Source organism: Armatimonas sp., from assembly GCF_031410135.1.
Lineage (GTDB): Bacteria > Armatimonadota > Armatimonadia > Armatimonadales > Armatimonadaceae > Armatimonas.
In genome coordinates, this window is sequence record NZ_JANNYP010000044.1 from 1 (window position 1) to 3,413 (window position 3,413).

General features: G+C 57.5%; 6 protein-coding genes. 2 read left to right on the forward strand and 4 right to left on the reverse strand.

Annotated elements, in window-relative coordinates:
- The 4 genes from RMO15_RS33135 to RMO15_RS01600 form a co-directional block, all read right to left on the reverse strand.
- A partial coding sequence (locus RMO15_RS33135) for a DnaJ family domain-containing protein (protein ID WP_369016060.1) occupies positions 1–102 on the reverse strand: 102 nt, incomplete at its 3' end.
- A gap of 23 nt (positions 103–125) precedes the next feature.
- Positions 126–557 (reverse strand): DUF1992 domain-containing protein, encoded by a 432-nt coding sequence (locus RMO15_RS01590; RefSeq protein ID WP_309707193.1) that lies wholly within the window; start codon positions 555–557, stop codon positions 126–128.
- A gap of 9 nt (positions 558–566) precedes the next feature.
- Entirely contained in the window at positions 567–1,169 is a 603-nt protein-coding gene (locus RMO15_RS01595; RefSeq protein ID WP_309707195.1) for an alpha/beta fold hydrolase, read from the reverse strand.
- A gap of 10 nt (positions 1,170–1,179) precedes the next feature.
- A complete protein-coding gene (locus RMO15_RS01600; RefSeq protein WP_309707196.1) occupies positions 1,180–1,977 on the reverse strand; it encodes an AraC family transcriptional regulator in 798 nt (265 codons plus the stop codon).
- Positions 1,978–2,086: 109 nt separating this feature from the next.
- Here RMO15_RS01600 and RMO15_RS01605 point away from each other — a divergent pair, with 109 nt between their 5' ends.
- Together RMO15_RS01605 and RMO15_RS01610 are read left to right on the forward strand one after the other, a co-directional pair.
- Positions 2,087–2,800, forward strand: a complete 714-nt coding sequence (locus RMO15_RS01605; protein WP_309707197.1) for a DUF1559 domain-containing protein — start codon at positions 2,087–2,089, stop codon at positions 2,798–2,800.
- A 71-nt stretch (positions 2,801–2,871) separates the two neighbouring features.
- Positions 2,872–3,413 (forward strand): phytanoyl-CoA dioxygenase family protein (locus RMO15_RS01610; protein ID WP_309707198.1); only part of this gene is annotated, 542 nt, incomplete at its 3' end.

The window sequence follows — 3,413 nt, forward strand, 5'->3', positions numbered from 1 at the left end:
GTCAAAGTTCAGCGGCTTGCCCTTGAGCGGGTTGTCGTCAAACACCCCCTCATCCATCGCCTCTTTAATCTTCCGTTCCCCGACGATCCGCATCCAGTCCATGACAGTAGTTTACCCTCCCAAAATTAGAGTCCCAGTGACTCCAGCTCTGAGGCAAGGACATAGCTTCGAAATGCCTGCGCGTGACCGGGGGGACAGGTCATGTTGTAGTGAAGAATCATGGTGTTGACCACGCCTATCGCCTCCTTCAGCTCTACCCGAATCCGTGCCGCGACTCGCTCACGGCTTGCGTCGGAGGCTTTTGCAAGCGCAGCCACCGCCCGCGTCTTCTGCTGGGCGACGGCTGCCTGCTCGCGGCGAATATCGGATTCCAGATCCATCCATTCCGGGCGGACACGAGCATTCTTAAGAATCGTCTTCATCGCCCGCAGCTCTGGCGACAGACCCGCATCCTGCTCGTAGTTGATCGGCTTGCCCTTGAGCGGGTTGTTGTCAAAGTCTCCCGCATTCATGGCTTCTTTGATCTTCCCCTCGCCAATGATTCGCATCCAGTCCATACGCGTATTTTACCCGCGTGGCTGTGGAGGAAGCTCGGCGGTTCCGAGGCACCAGTTTTCGACCCACTCCCACTTGCCGTAGCCCCAGTACGGGCTGATATGGCCTGCGCCGGGGAGCATGGTGCAGTCAATATTCAGGCGCTTGGCGTAGGTCTCCATCTGCTCCCAAGTCGCGTAGTCGTCGTCGTTGCCACCGACGAGGTGCGTGATGGTGGCGGCTTTGGCGATGGCTTCGGCATTGAGGGGTGGTGGGAAGAACGTATCCACGGTTGCCGGGGCGCTCCAGGGTGGGATACCAGGGACAACGTAAGGCGGGGCGACGAGAAGCACGCGCTCGGCGAGTTTTTGTGTGGCTCGTGTTGCAACGTGAAGATAGGTAATCGCCCCGAGGCTGTGACAGACGACGGTGAGGTTGTCGGGATCACCGGCGGCAGCTAACGCAGCCTCTTGACCGGCGATCCAGAGGTCTAAGTTCGGTGCCGTCGGATCGGGGAGCTTGGGATAATGGACGGTCTGGCCCGCCGCTGTCAGTGCAACAGCGAGATGCTCCTGCCAGTGCTCGGGCTTGTTGCCGCCCCAGCCGTGAAGAATCAGAGTGTTTTTTGTGCTCATGGCCTAGAGTTTACCCCGCGGGTGGAATAAACAGGCGGCTCCGACGGTACTCGCCGGGCGTGACTTGGGCGACTTGTTTAAACTGGCGGGCGAAAAAGAACTCCGAGTCATAGCCGAGCTGGACGGCGAGCTGGCGCAGGGGTAAGTCGGTTTCGGCGAGGAGCTTGCGGGCACGGGCGATACGCTGGGCGATGACGAACTCATGGAGGGTTTGGCCTGTCGCGTCTTTGAAACGCCGCCGGAGCGTTGCGAGCGAGCATCCCTGCTGCTGGGCGAGCTGGCAGTAGTCGGGGGCAAAGTTATGACTGAGCTGCTCTAGGAGACCGGTGAGCCATGAGCGCCCCTCGGAGGGGGCATCTCGCGCGACAGCCAGCTTCAGCAGCAGTGCCTCCAAGCCGTTGACCGCTTGCTCGTGGCTCCAGCGACTGGTGGCGTTTGCAAAACCGGTGATCTCATCTAAGCATGCGCCGCCGTTCATGCCCACTGGCGCGGGCTGTGGCTCCAGCGGCCACAAACCGCCTGCCCGCCACGTTTCGATCAGCTCCCCCTGGAATGCCAGATGCCGATGCCACCACGTGCTCTCGGATAGGGGAGGGTGGAACCGTAGTCGTGGGCCAGGGTAGGCCGGGAAAAACCAGCCGCTAGAGCGATTGTCCAAGAAGAAGCTCTCTTCATCATAGAGGACTTCAAGCTCACCCTGGCAGATAAACTGGAGGGTGTAGTAGCCTAAGAGATGCTTGTCTAAATGAAGAGAATAGTTTTGCTGATTGCTACTCGCGAGAAACGTAAGGTTGCTTCTATTGTGCAAAAGATGAGTCCTTTTGTGCATTGTGCCTCAGCACGAAGTCCGCTATAGTTTACGCTATCCGTTGGTGACTGACCACGGTGTATTTTTTCTCTTTGAGGAGACGAACTTCATGAAGCGCAATGCTGCTTTTACATTAATCGAACTCTTGGTCGTGATTGCGATTATCGCGATTCTTGCCGCTATTCTTTTTCCGGTCTTCGCTCAAGCTCGCGAAAAGGCCCGACAGATAAGCTGTCTTTCCAACTGCAAACAACTTGGGACAGCTCTGATGATGTATACCCAGGACTACGATGAGACCATGTGTCGTGCATTTAATTCCTATGTTGTTGGGACGGAAACGGTTGCCCGTGACTGGTCGGTAGATATCTATCCCTACATCAAGACGGGGCAATCTCCAATAAATGCGGCGATTATTGCAGGGGTTCGTCGCCAGGATCTCTATACCGCGAGCTCACCGTTCTATCAGTGCCCAAGCAAAGCACCTTCTCGCGATACACGTGGATTCCGTCGTGGTTTTGGCTATAACTTCTGGCTTGCCACGGGGACGGGTGTTTCCCTTGCGGCGATGTCTGCCCCCGCCGATGTGGCAGCTTTTGCGGAGGTCTTTGGTGAGGTTGACCGTGTCTGGCCTTTCCGATCTCCCCAGACAGATACCCGCTTCTTCCCTGAGGCGCGGCACAGTAATGGCTTCAATATCACCTACGGAGATGGTCATGCTAAGTGGATTCAGGGTAACAGTGCCAAAGTGACCTGGCCCACCGGAGTTGCCTGGAACACCAACGATGCACCTCTTGTGACGGCATTTAACGTCTACGGACAGTAGGAACCTTCGGGTAAAATAGGCAGAGGCCCGCGCTGGGCCTCTGTTTTTTTGTGGAGAGTGAGGGCGAAGAAATGGGACGATTAACGGAGGCGCAGCTCGCGCAGTTTAAAAGCGATGGGGTTTTAGTGGCAGAAGGCGTGCTAGACGAGGCCGACCTCGCGCCGGTGATCGAGGGCTACACGCGCTGGATTGATGCGAAGGCGCGGGCGCTAGAGATCCCCGATCTACACACGAATCTCCCGTTTGACAAGCGCTTTGCCTGGCTCTATGCCCAGAACCGGGCGATCCAAGACGGGATGGACGTAATGAATGCCCGCCTCCCAGAGTTCTTCGACTTTCTCCACTGCAAAAACTTACTCGATGCGGTGCAGCAGCTCCTCGGGACGTCGGAGCTGATCGCCAGCCCGATCCAGCACATCCGTGGCAAAGTCGCGGATCAGGCGGGTGGGAGCTACTTCAATGTGCCGTGGCACCAAGACGCCGCCGTGACCTGGGAAGAGGCCGATCACAGCGAGATCATCACCTGCTGGCTGCCTCTCGTGGACGCCACGGTACAAAACGGCTGTATGCAGATCCAAAGACGCGCTGCTCGCGTTTGGCGAACACCCCATCT